Source organism: Candidatus Palauibacter sp., from assembly GCF_965222475.1.
GTDB lineage: Bacteria > Gemmatimonadota > Gemmatimonadetes > Palauibacterales > Palauibacteraceae > Palauibacter.
In genome coordinates this window covers 497,916-514,742 of the sequence record NZ_CBDCUB010000001.1, presented here as the reverse complement: position 1 = coordinate 514,742, position 16,827 = coordinate 497,916, and the positions used below count along the sequence as shown (strand labels likewise).

At 68.3% G+C, this 16,827-nt stretch carries 15 protein-coding genes and 1 tRNA gene; 6 read left to right on the top strand and 10 right to left on the bottom strand.

Features of this window, described 5'->3' with window-relative positions; translation table 11 throughout:
- Window positions 1–4: 4 nt before the first annotated feature.
- Window positions 5–505, top strand: a complete 501-nt coding sequence (locus ACOQPP_RS02270) for a DUF6644 family protein (protein WP_419165811.1) — start codon at window positions 5–7, stop codon at window positions 503–505.
- An 8-nt stretch (window positions 506–513) separates the two neighbouring features.
- Here ACOQPP_RS02270 and ACOQPP_RS02265 read toward each other — a convergent pair whose 3' ends face one another.
- From ACOQPP_RS02265 to ACOQPP_RS02240, 6 genes are all read right to left on the bottom strand, one after another.
- Entirely contained in the window at window positions 514–2,013 is a 1,500-nt protein-coding gene (locus ACOQPP_RS02265) for a hypothetical protein (protein WP_419165572.1), read from the bottom strand.
- Window positions 2,014–2,159: 146 nt separating this feature from the next.
- Window positions 2,160–2,678, bottom strand: coding sequence for a DUF6152 family protein (locus tag ACOQPP_RS02260; protein ID WP_419165571.1), 519 nt, complete (start codon window positions 2,676–2,678; stop codon window positions 2,160–2,162).
- Window positions 2,679–2,778: 100 nt separating this feature from the next.
- On the bottom strand, window positions 2,779–3,111 hold the full coding sequence (locus ACOQPP_RS02255; RefSeq protein ID WP_419165570.1) for a type II toxin-antitoxin system PemK/MazF family toxin: 333 nt from the start codon (window positions 3,109–3,111) through the stop codon (window positions 2,779–2,781).
- Entirely contained in the window at window positions 3,102–3,353 is a 252-nt protein-coding gene (locus ACOQPP_RS02250; RefSeq protein WP_419165569.1) for an AbrB/MazE/SpoVT family DNA-binding domain-containing protein, read from the bottom strand. Before ACOQPP_RS02250 ends, ACOQPP_RS02255 begins: the two co-directional genes overlap by 10 nt.
- A gap of 43 nt (window positions 3,354–3,396) precedes the next feature.
- Window positions 3,397–4,476, bottom strand: a complete 1,080-nt coding sequence (locus ACOQPP_RS02245) for a hypothetical protein (protein ID WP_420635789.1) — start codon at window positions 4,474–4,476, stop codon at window positions 3,397–3,399.
- Between the two features lie 19 nt (window positions 4,477–4,495).
- Complete coding sequence (locus tag ACOQPP_RS02240; protein ID WP_419165567.1) at window positions 4,496–5,386, bottom strand: hypothetical protein; 891 nt, start codon at window positions 5,384–5,386, stop codon at window positions 4,496–4,498.
- 165 nt (window positions 5,387–5,551) lie between these two features.
- Here ACOQPP_RS02240 and ACOQPP_RS02235 point away from each other — a divergent pair, with 165 nt between their 5' ends.
- Window positions 5,552–6,670, top strand: coding sequence for a peptidyl-alpha-hydroxyglycine alpha-amidating lyase family protein (locus tag ACOQPP_RS02235; RefSeq protein WP_419165566.1), 1,119 nt, complete (start codon window positions 5,552–5,554; stop codon window positions 6,668–6,670).
- A gap of 40 nt (window positions 6,671–6,710) precedes the next feature.
- Complete coding sequence (locus ACOQPP_RS02230) at window positions 6,711–7,478, top strand: hypothetical protein (protein ID WP_419165565.1); 768 nt, start codon at window positions 6,711–6,713, stop codon at window positions 7,476–7,478.
- 81 nt (window positions 7,479–7,559) lie between these two features.
- On the opposite strand, the gene ACOQPP_RS02225 is transcribed toward ACOQPP_RS02230, so the two are convergent.
- Entirely contained in the window at window positions 7,560–9,224 is a 1,665-nt protein-coding gene (locus tag ACOQPP_RS02225; RefSeq protein ID WP_419165564.1) for a PDZ domain-containing protein, read from the bottom strand.
- 82 nt (window positions 9,225–9,306) lie between these two features.
- Between ACOQPP_RS02225 and ACOQPP_RS02220 the strand changes: the two genes are divergently transcribed.
- Both ACOQPP_RS02220 and ACOQPP_RS02215 read left to right on the top strand, forming a co-directional pair.
- Window positions 9,307–11,361: a serine hydrolase gene (locus ACOQPP_RS02220; RefSeq protein ID WP_419165563.1), complete on the top strand. Its 2,055-nt coding sequence runs from the start codon at window positions 9,307–9,309 to the stop codon at window positions 11,359–11,361.
- A gap of 106 nt (window positions 11,362–11,467) precedes the next feature.
- Window positions 11,468–14,401: a TonB-dependent receptor gene (locus ACOQPP_RS02215; protein ID WP_420635788.1), complete on the top strand. Its 2,934-nt coding sequence runs from the start codon at window positions 11,468–11,470 to the stop codon at window positions 14,399–14,401.
- Between the two features lie 75 nt (window positions 14,402–14,476).
- Here ACOQPP_RS02215 and ACOQPP_RS02210 read toward each other — a convergent pair.
- Window positions 14,477–14,561, bottom strand: a tRNA-Leu gene (locus ACOQPP_RS02210).
- Between the two features lie 147 nt (window positions 14,562–14,708).
- Here ACOQPP_RS02210 and ACOQPP_RS02205 point away from each other — a divergent pair.
- The gene (locus ACOQPP_RS02205) at window positions 14,709–15,356 is read left to right on the top strand and encodes a DUF5818 domain-containing protein (protein WP_419165561.1); all 648 of its coding nucleotides are present in this window, start codon (window positions 14,709–14,711) and stop codon (window positions 15,354–15,356) included.
- Between the two features lie 249 nt (window positions 15,357–15,605).
- Here ACOQPP_RS02205 and dut read toward each other — a convergent pair whose 3' ends face one another.
- The gene (gene dut / locus ACOQPP_RS02200) at window positions 15,606–16,136 is read right to left on the bottom strand and encodes a dUTP diphosphatase (RefSeq protein ID WP_419165560.1); all 531 of its coding nucleotides are present in this window, start codon (window positions 16,134–16,136) and stop codon (window positions 15,606–15,608) included.
- Between the two features lie 17 nt (window positions 16,137–16,153).
- Window positions 16,154–16,693: an NADPH-dependent FMN reductase gene (locus ACOQPP_RS02195; RefSeq protein WP_419165559.1), complete on the bottom strand. Its 540-nt coding sequence runs from the start codon at window positions 16,691–16,693 to the stop codon at window positions 16,154–16,156.
- Window positions 16,694–16,827 lie beyond the last annotated feature (134 nt).

Genomic DNA, 16,827 nt, shown 5'->3' with positions numbered 1-16,827 from the left:
ATTGATGGGAGGCCGCCAGTTCGCCCCGGAAGCGTGGCTTCCCTTCTTCGAGCGGCTGGAGAACACGGCCCTCGGCATCGTCGTCCGCGAATCGATCTGGGCCTTCCCGGTCATCGAGGCGGTCCACCTGCTGGGGCTGGGGCTGCTCGGAGGGGCGCTGCTCCTGGTGGATCTCCGGCTGTGGGGGACCGGGCTCACGCGGCAGCCGATCTCCGCCGTGGTGCGGCACGGGCGTCCGTGGCTCATGGCGGGGGTAGCGCTGATGTTTCTGACCGGGATCCCGCTGTTCCTGTCGGAAGCCGTGAAGTGCTACTACAACACGTCCTTCTGGGTGAAGATGATATCGCTCCCGTTCGCACTCGGCTTCACCTTCGGGGCCCGGAAGTGGGTGGTGGCCGCAGCCCCGAGTGGCGCGAACTGGCGCACGCGGCTCATCGCCTTCATTTCCCTGGGGCTCTGGTTTACGGTCGCGGCCGCCGGGCGCTGGATCGGATTCTCCGCCTGAAGCGCTTCTCAGCGCCTATCGCGGGGCTCTACTCGAATCAGTACATCGTCGTGACCGCTGACCGTATCGGCCTGAACCGACGCGGCCATGTCCCTGGAGGGGAGCGTGTAGTCCTCGGCCACCGACATGTCCACGACCCACCCGAAATCAGCGAGTGCTGCCAACGTGATGGCGGAAACGAAGTTCAGCTCCGTCACCGGGCAGTAGCCTCGGGTCATGATCTCACCGCACAAAACAGCGCGCCAATGCCCGCCGGTATCGTCGGGGTAGTTCGTCAACGGCACCTTCCCACCGAGGTAACCGCTCCCGCCAGCCTCATCGAACGCGGCAACGGCGTTCGGTCCCGGGAAATGGGTATCCCTTGTCCCCCCCCCGCTGGGGAGGTTCACAACCTGCACGACGCCGGAGTACCACCAATACGTCCCGATGCCGAACGCATGGGCCAGCTCGTGCAGCATCGTCTCGTATGTGACGTTGTCCGGGACGCGGCCGAACGGCCCCGGGGCGTATGGGCGTTCCACGGGCCAGTAGAGTCCGCCAGCGGGGAAGTAGACCCCGGCACCTTCCCCTCGGTCCACGAGGGTTCCTCGCGGTCCGCCGCACGCTGAACCCGCGCAGTCTTCGACCCCGTCGAACACGAAGACCCGGAAATCCGGAGGGCTGGTGTTGTCCTTCAACGCGGCTTCGAAGAATCCTACCGCGTGATCCATCAACACTTTGGCGCACCGCGACCAGTTTTCCGGCTCCTCGTACACCAGATCAACCCGAAACCCCGTGGAGGCGCGGTCGTAGACGGGGCGGCGCTCCAGCTCCGGAGGGTAGCAGTCATCGACCGCCGTCAGGATCCGCCCCGTGCGCAGCTCGAAGGCGGACGATAGCGCCCGGTAGTGCAAGTAGCGTCTCCCTCGCCCAACCGCCGCGATCTCCAGCTCACCGTTGCCGTTCTGCATGACGTCGAGGATCGCTGGACCACTGTCGTCGTCGTCCGGAGTCTCGCCTACATGGAACTCGTAGGAGATTTCAGCGGCACCCGCGCGCGAGGTAAACCAGTTAAGCGGCGTGGACACGCGCTCCCCTACGTCGTCCAGGCTGACGCCTTCGGGCAGTGTCTGTGGATCCGTAGCGACATCCAGCGTGGTCGGGTAGACCACCACGAGGCTGTTAGCTACATCCCCCAGCCTTGCAGTAACCGTGAGAATCTGCGTCTCGGCGGGAGTTCCGCCGTCAAAGATGGTCCAGTACTGGTGGCTTTCCCGCTGAAGCGATATCTGTTTCAGGCTGTCACCGACAAGCGTGCGATACGTCACCGCATCTGTGCCCGTTGAGAACCTTACTACCGGTTCCACATCGGTAACGGGGTTCCCGTCCTCCTGCTTGGCCGTGACGCGGATTACCGGGGAGGTGAGGCCGGGACGGATGATCAAGGTGTCCGCGCTCACCCACTCGTTGAAGTCCAGCACGACGTCACTCAGGTAGTCCTTAATGATCTTCCGTGTCTCGATGACCACGCTTGCTGCGATGGGCGGCGGCGGGGGGGGTGCTACGGGAGGGGGGGGCGGGACCATCGTGCCGCCGCCTTCACAGGCGGCCAGAAGTACGACGACCCAAGCGCTGATCCACCGAAACTTCTTCACCCTGGGCCAAGCATTTCGTGTTAGTCGTGCTCCTCGAGGATGCTGTGGCTCGTGACGTCCAGGATTTCGCCTTCCCAGCCGGGGGGCGGCTGGCAGGGATTGTTCTGGTAGCCGGGCTCGTTCGGCCTCGGAGCACCGCCGGGAGGGGCGCCGGCGCCGGAGGAACCCATAAAGAACTTGGTGCCATCGGTGAAGGTCACGTCGCGGCCGTTGGCGCGCTTCAGCGAGTGGTCCTTGGCCTGGTAGCCGTCGACGATGAGTTCGGTGCCGGGCGCGAGGCAGTCCCGCTGGAGGCCGCGCCGGAGGAGGGTGTTGGGCGTCCCGCCCTCGACCATCCAGACCTCGGACGCCGCGTCGGTCTCGACCTCGAGGTGAATCCACGTGTGGGGGTTCACCCATTCCAGCATGACGACCGCACCCTGCAGCCGGATGGGGGCGTTTCGGTCGAACTCGGCCCCGAAGGCGTGGTGCGCGATGAGCGGCGCCGCAGCAGCCAGCGCGACCCCGCCCGCCAGGAGATACAAGCTCAGCTTCCGCATCGGTCTCACCCGGGTTTCGTTCAACAGTCCGGCGCGAAAACGCCGGTCAGCAGTGCTTGCCGCAAGGTAACAAACAGGAGGGAAGCTCCGCGACCTCAGGTCACGGAGCGAACATTCGCTGAAGGACGTTGAGGACGTCGGCCATGGTCTTGCGAGACAGCCGCCCGAGGCGTCGCACCAGGCGGACGCGGTCGACGGCACGCAGTTGATCCACGACCACGTATCCATCGCGATTCCGGAATCGACAGGCTATCCGGAACGGATAGGCGCGGCCGCCGGTGGTCATCGGCGCCACGAGGTATGTCCCCAGTGAGGGGTTCAGGTCATCCGGCGAGATGATGACGCACGGCCGGGTCTTCCTGATTTCGGAGCCGAGGGTGGGATCCAACGCCACGAGGTAGACGTCACCGCGCCTCGGTTCCCCTACCCCCATTCCCACTCGGATTCATCGAAGGCGGTAGGCACCGGATCGTCAATCAGTCCGTCGTGCCCCCGGTCCGCAAGTTCTCGCGCTGCGTCGGCCCAGCCGGCCCGGGGTTCGTTCACACGTTCGATGAGCAAGCCCGAATCCACCACGCGCAACCTGAGTGGCTCGTCCAGCCGCGCCGCCTCGACCATAGCCTTCGGGATCCGGATGCCCCGGGAGTTACCGATTTGGATGAGTCGCGTTTCCATGCCTTGCCCGCCCTCGAATCGTTATCCTGTAAGTACAAAGTAATTACGGTGAGCCTTCGGTACCAGATGCGCGAGCCGCGGCGCTCTCCTGGGCGCGGGCGCCGCTGAGGACGTTGGAGAGGGCGTAGTTGCCCTCGTGGCAGGCGTACTCGTACAGCTGGCCGTCGAGCCGCGTGAAGGGCACTTCCCCGCGCCAGCCGCTCTCGAAGGTGCCGGGGTCCTCGACCGTGAACTCGTAGTTGATCGTGTGCTCATCGGCCCGGGTGAAGCGCTCCGTCACCGTCATGTTCTCCGAGCCCGGGGCGAAGAGATAGGCGTACGCCGCCATCTGGTCAGGGTTCAGGTTCGTCGTGCGGACCACGAGGGTGTCGCCCGACCAGCGGCCCCGGGAATCGCCCATCCACGGCCGCACGCCATCGGGGAGCGGCTTCGGCTCGCCCATGCGGATGATGCGGACATCGTGCACCATCTCGGTCATGATCATGACGTGATCGGCGGTCTGAACGATCGTGTAACTATTGTTGTAGAAGTAGTTGGGGAGCATCGGCGGGCCGGCGTTGGAGCCGAACGAAAGGATGCAGCGCTCGCCGACGGGCCGGTTCTCGGGGTTGTCGAACTCTCCCGCCAGCCGCGCGAACGCCCGCATCCGGCGCTGCCGGCCATCGGGCGTCAGGGCGGGGATCCGGCCATCCTCGGGATGCGTGATGAGCGAGCTTCGGGGCTCTCCGTTGAACACGGCGACGCGGTCGCCCGCGTCGATCCAGAAGTAGTTGTAGCCGCCGACGCCGCCCGCGGCCCCGGTCGACCCGTCGCCCCCGACGGGGGGCGCCTCGCGATCGGGGTCGCTGGGCGCGTTTCGCTCGTCGATATGCTCCTGGCGCCGGCCCTCGCGCTCGGCCACCTGCTCCGGCGTGAGCACCAGCGGCTCGCCCTCGGGCCGCTGAAGGGGGGTCATGGTGCCGTTCGTCCATTCCCCCTGGAGGTCCGGCCGGCCATCCGGGGTCCGCGGCACGACCCAGCCGTCCCCGTCTCCGCGCCGGGCTTCGTCGCCCGTGGAGCAGGCGGCTGATCCGAGAGCGGTGCCGGTCAGCCACCCGGTCGCGATCCATCTCCGGCAGCTCACGGAGTTCATGCGGGTTCTCCTAGCGCGGGATCGGGTTCTTGCGCAGGTGGCCGTACATCAGTTCTTCCACGAAGGGGACGCACTTGAACTGCCCCAGCCGCGCGTCGGGGTCCACGTTGCGGTACAGGGGCAGGCGAATCGTCCACGGCTCCGAGAACGTCTCCGGGTCCTCCATCGTGGCCTCGTACATGAGGTGGTCGGGCCCCAGCATCGTCCAGCGTTCCGTGACCACGAGCTGGTAGCTGTGGTGGTTCCCGGCCCGGTCGAACCAGGTGCGGCCGTTGAAGCCGTTCACGGTGACGACGAAGGTGTCTTCCTCCCAGCGGCCGACGGACTGGCCCATCCACGAATCGACCTGCGGCGGGCCGGGGTCCTCGAGATAGATGTCGCGGACGGCGCCCGCGTACTCGTAGGCGATGAAGAACTTCGAGTCGCTCTGGAAGACCTGGAACGGGAGGTGCATGTAGTTGGCGCGCGGGACGCCGGGCAGGTAGCAGCGGATCTCCGGATCCCGCTCGAGCCACTGTTCGCGATTCTCTTCGCGGCGCGCGAGGGCCTCCGGCAGGTACGGGATCCGCCCGCCGACGACGATCCCCTGGCCGGACGGCACGGAGCCGACGGCGCCCAGCCCCACGACCTCGTTCGCGGGGACGGGCACGACGGGACCTTCCTGCATGGCCAGCGCCGGACGGGCCATGTGCGGTTCGATGTCCCAGTAGGCGTTGCCGAGGGCGGCCCAGATGCCGTTGAAGTCGGGGCGGCCGGATGGGGTCCGCGGGATGCCGTCATCGGGCGCGCACGCGCCGCCGGCCCCGAGCACCAGCACGAGGAGACCGAACGAGCTGCGGCGCCCGCCTCGAATCCTTCCCCTCTCGCACCGGGAGCCGCGTTTTCTGCAGACGCTCGCCATCGGCATCGACCTCCGGGTTCGTTGCACTTTCGTGCTTGCGTGTGGACCGGACCGAAACTGCGACCCGGTCTATTGTCTGGCCAGATCGGGGCGGGAGAGACACATTCAGGAATGGGCGGCGCGGTGCGGGTCGGGTTCCGCAACACTGAACGTTACGGAGGAGACATGCAGAGCCTGCGCGTAGCGAGACTGGCGCGCGTCCCCATGGTGGCGGCGCTCCTCGGGATCATGGCCTGTGCGGGAGAAGATGCCGCCGAAGTGGAGATGATGGATCCGGCGGATGTCGTGGATCCGGCGGCGGCGGGACTTCCGAATCCCAATCCAGTCGTCACGAAGGACTGGGCCCAGCTCCCGGACGGCCGCGAGTGGGGCTCCACGGCGGGCATCGATATCGATCCCATCGATGGCCACATCTGGGCCTACGACCGCTGCGGCGGGATCGCGCTCGCGGGCGGATGCGCCGAGAACATCGTCGATCCGGTGTTCAAGTTCCACCGCGAGACGGGCGAGATCCTGGCCAGCTTCGGGGCCGGCCTGTTCGTGCTTCCGCACGGGATCCACGTTGACGCGGACGGGAATGTCTGGATCACCGACTCCCAGGGCACGGAGGACAAGGGCCACACCGTCGTGAAGTTCTCGCCCGAGGGCGAGGTACTCATGACGCTGGGTCAGACCGGCGTCCGCTCGAGCGAGCCCGGCACCTTCTTCAACGAGCCGTGCGACGTGATCATCGCCCCCGACGGGTCGATCTTCGTGTCCGATGGGCACAGCGGGCAGAACGCGAACCCGCCGGAAGGCTCCACGGGCCGCATCATCAAGTTCTCGCCCGAGGGCGAGTACGTCATGGAATGGGGCGTGATCGGCGACGGGCCGGGCGAGTTCCGGACGCCGCACGCGCTGGAGTTCGACTCGCAGGGCCGGCTGTTCGTGGCGGACCGCGGCAACCACCGCGTCCAGATCTTCGACCAGGACGGGAACCTGCTGGATACGCACTACCAGTACGGCCGCGTCAGCGGGCTGTTCATCGACGACGAGGACAACGTGTACGCGATCGACTCGGAGTCGAACCCCAACCAGCATTCCGACTGGCTGACGGGAGTCCGCATTGGCCACGCGTCGGAGGATGTGGTGACGGCCTTCATCCCACCGCACGAGTCCGAGGATCCGCAGGGCGAGGCCGGCGAGGGTGTGGCCGTCGACGCGGACGGAAACGTCTACGCCGCCGAGGGCCCGAACTCGCGCCAGGCCGCCGAGGGCGGGCTGACGAAGTACACGCGCAACTGATCTGCGCGGAAGCGATGTACCATTGCCGCAGGAGAGGACGATGAGACGATTCGGATTGGGAGTCGCGGCGGGCGCGTTCGCGCTGGCGGGCGCCGTACCCACCGCGATGGCTCAGGAACTCAACGAAGTCTGTCCGGACTCGCCCGATGGCACGGGCGCCCTGTGGGGGGCCGTCATGGACGAGGACGGCGAGATGGGGCTCCCTGGCGCGGGCGTCGTCGTGACGTGGGAAGCGGACGGGGAAGCGGGACGCACGGAAGGCCAGACCGCATTCGACGGCGGCTACGTGCTCTGCTACGTGCCACTCGAGGTGGAGCTGGCGGTGCAGCCGACGTTCGGGAACGCCGGCGGGAGCGTGACGGCGGCCAGCCTCACGGATCCGATCACGCGGATGGACCTCGTCTTCTCCCTCGCCGGCGCGGCCGGGGGCGGCAACGATGACGACCGGATCTGGGCCTGCTTCGGCGTTGACGACAACGCGGTCAACCTCACGTACTCGCGGCTCCTTCGTTGCGACCCGGGCTGGCAGGGACTGAATCGCTGTCCGAAGGAGGAGGAGCTCGGACAGGTCCAGGCGACGATTTCCGGAGCCTCGCGCGCGGCCGAGGCTGCCCTCTCGGACGACACGAACGAACGGGACCGCGCCACCGAGTTGATCCGGAGCGGGGAGTTCCGTGAAGCGCTCGAGAAGATCCTTGCCGATGCGAGGCGGCTGGGGGCCAACGCGCTGGTCAACTGGCGGCAGACCCGGAACTCGCTCAGCGCCGAGGCCGTGACGGTCGCGGTGGACCCGGAGACCTGCCGCTGACCCGGCAGGATCTATGACCCAGGGGCGCGGGGGTCCCTCATGCTGGAGACCCCCGCGCCGGCCCCGGCCCGCCAGGTCGGATTAGGGTCGGCGCACCCGGATCGGGAAGTTCGGCCGCACCGGCTGCTTGGCCGGTGACGCCTCGAGTTGCTCCAGGACGACCTCGATCGCCCGCTCCAGTTGCGGGTCCCTCCCCGCGATGACCTCGGCCGGCCACTGTTCCACCTCGATGTCCGGCGGCACCCCCACGTTCTCGACGATGAACCCGTCCTCGGTCCAGATCGCGAGGTTCGGCGCGGTGATGGACCCGCCGTCCATCAGGATCGGGAACCCCAGAGTACCGACGAGCCCGCCCCACGTGCGTCGGCCGATGAGCGTGCCCAGACCGAGCTTGCGGAACATCCACGGCAGCATGTCGCCCCCGGATCCCGCCGTTTCGTCGATCAGCATGACCTTCGGACCGGGGATCGCCCCCTGCGGCGTGATGAGGTCGGCGCCGTAGCGCATCGCCCAGTGCGACACGTACGGCCGGCGCAGGATGTTGATGTAGTAGTCCGCGATCTGGCCGCCTCCGTTGTGGCGCTCGTCGACGATCACGGCTTCGCGGTTCGTCTGCGGGAAGAAGTAGCGCTTGAAGTACTCGTGCCCCGCCCCCGCCGTGTTCGGCACGTACACGTACGCCACGCGCCCGTCCGTCGCCTCGCGGACGCGGGCCAGATTCCCCTCGATCCAGTCCCGGTTCCGCAGCGCCCCCTCGTTCGCCACCGGCACCGCGTCGACGGTGCGCGCGCCGGCTCCATCCGGCGAAGGACCCACCGTGATGGAGACGATCTTCCCCGCCCTGTTCTCGAACCGGCCGTAGACGTTCTCGGGCGCGCGCAACTCGGCGCCTTCGACCGCGAGCAGATATTCGCCCGCTTCGACTTCGATCCCCGGCTCGGTGAGCGGCGACCGGAGTCCCGGGTTCCAGTTGAGCCCGCCGTACACCTTCTCGAACCGGCACCGCCCCTGGTCGACGACGAAGTCCGCGCCGAGCAGGCCGCCGGGCACGTTCTCCGCGTCGTGGAGGAAGTCGCCTCCCCCGGCCCGGTGGTGTCCGACCGCGATCTCCGAATGGAGCCACATCAGAAGGCGGTTGAGGTCCGCGCGCGTGGCCAGGTGCGGCAGGAACACGGCGTACTTCTCCTTGAGGGCCGGCCAGTCCGCCCCGTGCATGTTCGGGTCGTAGAAGTAGTCCCGGTTGATCCGCCACGCCTCGTCGTAGATCTGCCGCCACTCCGCCCGCGGATCGATCCGGATCTCCACGTCGCCCACGGCCAGCCGGTCCGCCCCCGACCCGATGTCCGTGCCGCCGGCGTTGCCGATGAACCAGCCGCCCGCGGTCGCGTAGAGCACGCTCTTGCGGTCCGCCGACAGATCGTAGAAGCGCGTCCCTTCGACCACGGACTGCTCCTCGCGGTCGGAGAGCGAGAAACGGCGCAGGCCGGGTCCCGAACCCGGACTCCCGAAGCCGCTCGCCGTGTTGCTCCTGATGTAGAAGAGTTGCCCCGGGTCGCCGGGCTGGAGGTTCGCATAGCCGGCCTCGGGCGGCGGGAGGGCGAGGATGCGCTGATCGAGCCCGTCGAAATCGATGTTCACGACGACGTCCCCCGAGTCGGCCTCACCCGCCTCCGCTTCGTCGCCGCCGCCGCCCGCCTCCTCGTCGCTCTCCCTGGCGAGCGGGGACGGCGTGCCCTTCTCGAGCACGTGGCGCCGTTGCTGATCCGCGCCGGCCCGTCGTAACGTTTTTCGACCCTCTGCATCGCTGCGCCTCGACCGGAGTCATCCCATGAACCCGCGTTTCGACCGTCTCCGTTTCCGTCTTCCGACCTCCGCGCCCCTCGGGGCGTTCGTCGCGGCACTTGTCGCGGCATTCGTCGCGGCCGGCGAGATCTCGGCCCAGGCGGCGGAGTTGCAGCGGGGCCGCACGGTCCCGGGCAGCCTCGCCTCGGGAGACACCGTCCGCTACACGATCGACGCGGACGAAGGGACGTTCCTGCTCGGAGAGGTGAACCAGCTCTCCGTGGACGTCAACATCCGGGTCCTGGGCCCCGACGGCGCGCAACTGGGGATGTTCGGCGGACTCGGGAAGGGAGTGGAACGCATCGCGGGGCGGACTGCGGCGGCCGGCACCCACACCGTGGAGGTATTCGCGGCCCCGCGGGACGAGGATGACGGCGGCGGCCCGGGCGGCCAGTTCGAGATCACTCTGGTGCGGCACGAACCCGTCGCCGCGGACCCCGGCCGGCTCACGGATCAGCTGATGGCGCGCTTCGACGGCGAGGACTCCCCCGGAGCCGCGGTCCGCGTGTGGCGCGACGGCCGCACCCTCTTCTCGAAGAGCTACGGGATGGCGAACCTCGCCTACGGGATCCCCTTCGAGGAGGACACGCGCACGAACATCGGCTCCACCTCCAAGCAGTTCACGGCCTTCGCGATCATGCTGCAGGCGGAGCGCGGCCTGCTTTCCCTCGACGACGACATCCGCAAGCACATTCCGGAACTGCCGAAGTTCGACCAGACGATCCGGGTCCGGCACCTGATCACGCACACCTCGGGGCTGCGCGAGTTTCTCAACCTCCTGCGCATGACCGGACGCCGCACCGATCACGGGGACTGGATCGACCGCAGGGAACTCATCGAGATCGTGCAGCGCCAGCCCGCGCTCCAGAACGTCCCCGGCGCGGAGTACAACTACAACAACACGGCCTTCGGCCTCGCCGCGGTCATCGTCGAGCGCACCTCGGGGGTGGATTTCCACCTGTTCATGCAGGAGAACGTGTTCGGTCCGCTGGGGATGACCCGCTCGATGGTGCGGCCCTCCAACCGCCACATCGTCCCGGACATGTCCGAGGGCTACACGCCCGGCCCGGACGGATACCGCCAGATCGGCGACCTCGGGGGCGCGGTCGGGGCCGGGACGGTCTACACGACGATCGCGGATCTTCAGACCTGGGTCGAGAACTACGCGAACCCTCGCGTCGGCACGCGCGAGAGCATCGATGAAATGATGACTTCCTTCGTGCTCAACGACGGTGAGGAGACGGGTTACGGGTACGGACTCTCGGTCGGCGAGCAGGGCGGGCTCAAGCGGGTGAGCCACGGGGGCGCGGATGTGGCGCACCGCTCGATGCTCGTCTACCTCCCCGAGATCAACGCCGGCCTCACCACACAGAGCAACCACGCCCAGTTCAACAGCGGCGTGGCCTACGAACTGGCCTCGGCGTTCTTCGAGGACGCCCTGAAGGAGGAGGTGCCGGCCGCGGACGCCGGAGAGTTCGATCCCGCGGCGTACGACGCCGAGGACTTCGACGAGTTCGCGGGCCGCTACGCGCTCGACGCGGCGCCAGACTTCATCCTCACCTTCACCCGCGAGGACGACACCTTCCATACCCAGGCCACGGGCCAGCAGCGGCTCGAGATCGTGCCCACCTCGGACTCCACCTTCCGGCTGCTGGCCGTGGAGGCGTCCGTCACCTTCCTCCGCGGGGAGGACGGTGAGGTGGAGGGGCTCACGATGCACCAGAACGGGGACAACCACGCGACTCGTCTCGAGGGCGAGGCGGCCGAGGCGTGGGCGCCGGCGGCGGGGGAACTTGGGGCCTTCGAGGGGCGGTTCTACAGCGAGGAATTGGAGACGTTCTACGACATCGTGCTGGAGGGTGAGGAACTCGCGTTCCACCATCGGCGGCTGGATCGGGCGACGCTGACGCCGGGGGAGGAGGACGAATTCTCGGGCGGCAGCTTCTCGTTCTCGTTCGAGCGCGACCGCAACGGACAGGTGGTGGGCTTCTATCTGTCGAACGTCCGAACGCGCGACGTCCGCTTCGCCCGGGTCCGGTGAAGCGGACGGCGCCGCTGACAGGATCGGCACCCGGGTTTAGCTTGCGTCGGGTGAGGGAGGACCAGGGGTTGGCCAGCGGGACGGAGTCACAAGGAGGGAGTTCGAGATGAATGGACTCGGGGTGCGTGTCGGCCGGAGCGCGAGGTTCGGGGGTCTGCTATTGGCGGCGGCGATCGCGTTGGGGGCGATCCCCGGCGCCGTCTGGGCCCAGGCCCGGATCGTGGGTATGGTGACGGACGAAGACACCGGCACGCCGCTCGCCGCCGTGCTGGTCGAGGTCGCCGATGCGGCCAACACGGTCGTCGCGCGGGCGACCACCGGACCCGGCGGAGCGTACGAGATCGACGGCGTGGCGCCCGGCACATACTCGATCCGGTTCTCATCGCCGGGCTGGAGCACCGTGGTCATGGAGTCGCAGGCCGCCGTCTCCGGGCAGTCGAGTAGCGTTTCCACGACCATGACGGCGCAGGACTTCGCGCTCAACCCACTCACGGTCACCGCCTCCCGCACGTTCGAGAAGGCGCTCGATGCGCCGGCGGCGGTCGAGGTCGTCTCCGCGCGCGACATCGCGGAACGCCAGGTGACCTCTCCGGTGGAGCACGTGGAGCAGCAGCCCGGCGTGGACGTGTCCCGCACCGGGATCCGCGGCCGCTACGCGGTGCTGCGCGGCTTCAACAACATCTTCTCGGGCCGCACGCTGTTCATGACCGACAACCGGATCGCGCGCGTGGCCTCGCTGCGGGTCAACGTCTTCTACCTGAACCCGACGTCGGAACTCGACATGGAACGGGTGGAGACCGTCCTCGGCCCGGGATCGGCCCTCTACGGACCGAACGCCGCGGGCGGCGTCATCCACTACTTGACGAAGTCACCCATTCGCTCGCCCGGGGCGAGCTTCTCGGTGGGAGGCGGCCTCCGGCAGCAGGGTAACGAGCCGGGCCTCGGCAGCCTCCCCGTCCAGGGCGAGGACGCCGGGCTGTTCCAGTTCGACGGGCGAATCGCGGTGGCCCCGAGCGACAAGTTCGGGTTCAAGATCTCGGGACAATACTTCGACGCGACCGAATACGTCTTCGACGATGTGGTCGAGGCGCAGGCGCGGGACGCGGGGCATGCATGCGTCGGGGCCGGGTTCGACCTCACCGCCGCGCCCTGCCAGGCGTTCACCGCGGGACTCGACCTGACGAACCCGACGGATCAGGGCATCCTGCAGCAGTCGGCCGAGAACGTGGCCATGGGGCGGGACTCCGGCCACCGAAACTGGGGCGTGGACGCCCGCATGGACTTCGAGCCGTCCCCGGGGACATCGCTCGTCCTCGCGGCGGGGCGGAACGTAGCCGCGCAAGCCACGAACCTCACCGGCCTGGGGGCGGCGAACGTCACCAACTGGGGAGTCACCTACGGGCAGGCGCGCTTCCGGCACAGGGATCTGTTCGCGCAGGTGTTCTACAACTACAACACGAACGACGAGACCTTCCTCCTCCGCTCGGGCCGCCCGCTTTTCGACAACTCGTCGCTGCTCGTCGGGCAGTTGCAGTACCAGTCGCGGTTCGGCTCGGCGCACCGGGTCATCTACGGAGTCGACTATCTGGGGACCAATCCGGACAGCAAGGGGTCGATCAACGGACAGTTCGAGGACGACGACCAGACGACCGAAGTCGGTGGCTATGTCCAGTGGGAATGGGCGCTGAACTCGAAGATCGACCTCACCGCCGCGTTCCGGTACGACTACAACAGCAGCCTCGCGGATCCCGTCTTCTCTCCGCGCGCGGCGCTGGTCTACAAGCCGAACGCGGCGAACTCGTTCCGCGTCACCTTCAACCGCGCCTTCTCCACCCCGTCGTCCACGAACCAGTTCCTGGATATTTCGGGCGGGACGATCCCGATCCCGGGTCTGCCGTTCCGTTACGACCTCCGCGCCACCGGGGCCGGTGGCAACGGGTACATGTACATGAGGGATTCGAACGGGATCCCCATGCACCTGTCTCCCTTCAACGTGCTGCTGGGCGGGAGCCCGCGGGAGTTCCTGCCCACGACCACGGCCCAGCTCTGGTCCACGGCGATGGCGCTGCTCAGTGCCGCCGATCCGCAACTGGCGGCGCTGGCGCCCCTGATCCCCGCCCCGTCCGCGGACCAGGTCGGCTTCCTGGCCCTGCTCCTCGACACGGAGACTGCGGGCGGCGGCGCGCCGCCGCCGGACTGCGTGGCGCCCCCGTTCTGCCAGGCCGTCGACCTCGCCGCCCTTCAGGACATCGAGGCGCTCGGTCCGACCGTGAGCAACACACTCGAGGTCGGCTACAAGGGCGTGTTCGGGGACCGGGGGTCCTTCGGCGCCAACGCGTGGTTCACCCGCTACGACAGCTACATCTCGCCGTTGCGCCTGCTCTCGCCCAACATCTTCCTGAACGGCGCGCAGCTGCGGCCGTACCTGGAGGGCGTGTTCCGGCAGTTGGTCGGGGTCGCCTTCCCCAACGAGCCGGTGGCGCTCGCCACGGCCCAGTTCATCGCCGGCCTGGCCGGCCAGGTTCCGCTGGGCACGGTGTCGCCCACGAGCGCCGGCGGCACCGGAGCGGCGATGGTGCTCGGATATCAGGACGTCGGAGGGTTCGACGTCATGGGGGGCGAACTGGGCGCCGGCTTCCTGCTCAGCGATCAGCTCGAGCTGGCCACGTCGCTCTCGTTGATCAACCGGAACAGCTTCGAGACCGCCGGAGAACTCGTCCGCCAGGTGTCGCTGAACTCGCCGACCGTGAGAGGGACGGCGTCGCTCACATACCGGAACGATGACGCCGGCTTCAACGGAGGCCTGCGGTTCCGGGCGCAGAACGCCTATCCGTTCGACTCCGGGCCGTGGGTGGGCGATCTGGAAGCCGTCACGTCGCTGGATGCGAATCTCGGCTTCCGCGTCCCGGGGTACGACGACCTCTGGTTCCAGGTGGATGTCTCGAACGTGTTCGACAAGGCGTACCAGAGCATGGTGGGCGCGCCGGCGATCGGTCGGGTGATCCTCGCCCGGCTGCGCTGGGACTTCAGCCCGTTCTAGCCTGGCGGCCGGGGAGCCCGTGACCGTGGGCGCGGGGGCGTGAGCGGCCCCCGCGCCCCGGACGGGTGATTCGGATGCCGGGGGTGGGACTCGAACCCACACGGGGATGAACCCCTTCGGATTTTAAGTCCGATGCGTCTGCCAGTTTCGCCACCCCGGCGCGCGCTGCGGGACCGGGAAGCTAACGCCTTGGCGGCGGGCGGGGCAGAAGAGTGGGCTGTTTCGCCCCCGCGGGCGGGCGTTTCGCCTTGCGGGCGGCACGGCCGCGGGGCCAGCATGGGGTGAGGAACTTCGCCGGGAGGCCACCATGAATCGATGCCGCAAACGACGCGTCCTGTCGGGCGTCGGCGCGCTGCCGCTCCTGATGTTCACCGCCGGCTCCGCGTTCGCCCAGGCACACCCGAACCCCGCCACGCCCGATTCGCTCCGCCAGATCCAGATGATGGAGCCCCGCATGGGACCGCCCGGGACCGAGGTGAGCCTCTACACCGAGAACATCCCCCTGCAGGCGAGGGTCGTCGTCGGCCTCGGAGCCATCGGCACGGGCTTCGAGGAACTGGGGACCGGCGATCAGGGCGAGTTCGGCGAGATCGGCGCCACCGTGCGGGTACCGGAGACGGCGGCGTGGGACCGCGCGGTCGTCTTCATCATCTTCAACGGCAACTTCGCGCCGACGGGGCTCTCCGATCCGTTCCACGTCACCGATACCGGCGGCCGGGTGCAGAGGACCGGAACGATCGTCGAGCAGGAGAACGGGTGCGTCATGTTCGAGGATCTCGACGGCTATTCCTACACGCTGACGGGCGACCTGGAAGACGCACAGACCGGGGACAGTCTGATCGTCGAAGGCACCGCGTCGCGCTCGGTCGCCTGCCCGCAGGCGGACACTATCGAGGTGGACCGCCTGGAGGAGACGGAACCGGTGGAGCGCGTGCACCCGGAGCCGTTTCGGTAGGTTCGGACATCCAGACGTGTCCGTTCAGCCCCTGCGCGAAGATCTCCTGCGCGGCGAGGCGGGGCCCCGTGGCGGCGAGCGCCAGCGGCCCCAGGCAGAACCCCCCGCGGGAGGTCATGTCAACGCTCCGTGACCTCGACGAGGAAGATGACGACCAGCGTGATCAGCACGGGAATGGCGAGCAACCACTCCTTCAGTTCGGGCATCTCGTCTTCTCCTTGATTCTTCTCCCTGGTGGTGATGGGCCGGCTATCGCTCGCCGGTGCTGCCCAGCCCGCCGGCGCGGTCCGTCGAGATCGTGACCGCCCCCTCTTCCCAGCGCGCAACCTCGTACCTGTGGAGCACCGCCTGGGCGATCCGTTCGCCGTGCTCGATCCGGATGGAGTGCGGCGCCGCGTTGAGTACGAGGACGAACCATTCGTCCGGGTAGTCGGCGTCCACCGTGCCGGGTGCGTTGGGCACGGTAAGCCCGCGCTTCCACGCGAGCGAGGATCGCATCCGGATCTGTGCTTCGTAGCCGTCGGGGAGGCGGGCCCGGAAGCCCGTCGGCACCAGCGCCCGGTCGCCGGACTCGAGCACGATCGAGGGTGGGCCGTCTTCACCGGAAGTCGCGGTGACGGAGACGGTTTCGCGGCTCTCGCCCCGATGAATGCGGACAGGGCCGCACGTGAGGTGCGCCCGGATGTCGTAGCCGGCCGACTGCTCCGTGGCGCGTGTGGGAACCCGTACATCGGGCGCCAGCTTCTCGAACACGATCCTGGCCCCGTTGGTGTCGGACAAGACCCCTCCCCTCCCCTCTACCGGAACCGGAGTGCCCATTCCGCCGCCGCGGACATGAACTTGTCGAGGCGCTGTCCGATCGCCTCGTCGGCCAGCCTGAGATCGCCGTCGAACAGGGCGCCGGCTCCGGCGAGGAGGATGCGCGGCTGCGGCATGACGCGCGCGTTGAGGCCGGCGAGCGACTCACGCAGAGAGCGCTGCGCCAGCGCCGTCCCCAGGCGGCCGGGCGTCGCGCCCATGATGGCGACGGGTCTTCCGTCCCAGGCCTGGGGACGCGGGGGACGCGACCCCCAATCCACGGCGTTCTTCAACACCGCGGGCAGGCCGCCGTTGTATTCCGGCGTCACTAGCAGCACGAGGTCGGCCGCACGCACCGCTTCCTTGAGTTCCTTCACCGGATCGGGGTCGCCGGCCGCCTCCAGGTCTCCGTCGTAGAACGGGAGCCGGGACGGATCGAACTCCCGGCTCTCGACGCCCTCCGGTATGCGTTCGAGCGCGGCACGGAGGAGCGCGCGGTTGAACGAGCGGCGGCGCTGGCTGCCCGCCATCGCAAGCATGGAGATCCGCGGTGCGTTCGAGGTCGGAGGCGCGGCCACAGGGTGTGTCATGGGCCGGAGAGTGCGCAGCGGGGAGACGCCGCGCAAACCGCAACCTGTTCGGCCCTCAGCGACGTTCCCGCGGGCACGCCGCA

What these genes read in the sequence shown, in the direction of transcription:
- ACOQPP_RS02270 (WP_419165811.1), top strand. Translation starts at nt 5, where the DNA reads ATGGGAGGCCGCCAGTTCGCCCCGGAAGCGTGGCTTCCCTTCTTCGAG.
- ACOQPP_RS02260 (WP_419165571.1), bottom strand. Translation starts at nt 2,678, where the DNA reads ATGCGGAAGCTGAGCTTGTATCTCCTGGCGGGCGGGGTCGCGCTGGCT.
- ACOQPP_RS02255 (WP_419165570.1), bottom strand. Translation starts at nt 3,111, where the DNA reads ATGGGGGTAGGGGAACCGAGGCGCGGTGACGTCTACCTCGTGGCGTTG.
- ACOQPP_RS02250 (WP_419165569.1), bottom strand. Translation starts at nt 3,353, where the DNA reads ATGGAAACGCGACTCATCCAAATCGGTAACTCCCGGGGCATCCGGATC.
- ACOQPP_RS02240 (WP_419165567.1), bottom strand. Translation starts at nt 5,386, where the DNA reads ATGGCGAGCGTCTGCAGAAAACGCGGCTCCCGGTGCGAGAGGGGAAGG.
- ACOQPP_RS02235 (WP_419165566.1), top strand. Translation starts at nt 5,552, where the DNA reads ATGCAGAGCCTGCGCGTAGCGAGACTGGCGCGCGTCCCCATGGTGGCG.
- ACOQPP_RS02230 (WP_419165565.1), top strand. Translation starts at nt 6,711, where the DNA reads ATGAGACGATTCGGATTGGGAGTCGCGGCGGGCGCGTTCGCGCTGGCG.
- ACOQPP_RS02220 (WP_419165563.1), top strand. Translation starts at nt 9,307, where the DNA reads ATGAACCCGCGTTTCGACCGTCTCCGTTTCCGTCTTCCGACCTCCGCG.
- ACOQPP_RS02215 (WP_420635788.1), top strand. Translation starts at nt 11,468, where the DNA reads ATGAATGGACTCGGGGTGCGTGTCGGCCGGAGCGCGAGGTTCGGGGGT.
- ACOQPP_RS02205 (WP_419165561.1), top strand. Translation starts at nt 14,709, where the DNA reads ATGAATCGATGCCGCAAACGACGCGTCCTGTCGGGCGTCGGCGCGCTG.
- ACOQPP_RS02195 (WP_419165559.1), bottom strand. Translation starts at nt 16,693, where the DNA reads ATGCTTGCGATGGCGGGCAGCCAGCGCCGCCGCTCGTTCAACCGCGCG.